The sequence below is a fragment of the Vibrio sp. 10N.222.49.C9 genome (genome assembly GCF_041474985.1).
In the GTDB taxonomy this organism is placed as follows: Bacteria; Pseudomonadota; Gammaproteobacteria; order Enterobacterales; family Vibrionaceae; genus Vibrio; species Vibrio crassostreae_C.
The window spans coordinates 1-520 of the sequence record NZ_JBFRVD010000344.1 but is presented as its reverse complement, the minus strand read 5'-3'; the positions used below and the strand labels follow the sequence as shown (position 1 = coordinate 520).

Annotated in this window: 1 protein-coding gene; it reads left to right on the top strand. The window is 45.8% G+C overall.

Annotation, left to right across the window (positions count from 1 at the left end):
- Positions 1-85 precede the first annotated feature (85 nt).
- Positions 86-520, top strand: a 435-nt coding sequence (locus AB4585_RS23445) for a hypothetical protein (protein WP_372171177.1), incomplete at its 3' end; no start/stop codon positions are given.

Genomic DNA, 520 nt, shown 5'->3' with positions numbered 1-520 from the left:
ATCTTGAATTAGGGCTACTTCCAATGGGAGCAGGCAGCGGTCGAGGTACGAGCTTAGTGATTAAAGATACTGCGGAGGCGCTGTAATGGGTATTGAACTCTATCAAAACATGACATCAGACTCGATCAAAGAGTTAGGGGTTAAGTTGCCAACCCTGCAATCAGGCAACCTAAATATTGAATCATTTCAGGGCGATTTCACCTCAGTCGAACAAGCCATTAGCCTATTGCAACCTACCGACGGTTGGGTGATGTATCGAGACAAAATCGAAATCTCTGCAAACCTGCCACGCAGAAAGGATGTGATTGAGGCGGAATACCACAAAGATGAAATCAGCCTCAAGGTGCAACTACTGCATGGCAATGTTTATCAAGTGACACGCTTACACGGTGCACCATCAACCAACGGCTCTCTTTGCTTCTCTGAACAAAAAGTCCTGCTACGTAATCAATTGCTTACAGAGGGCGATTTTGCCTTGTATCGCTTGTGGTATGAATCCGTTAATTGCCGTTGGCAACCT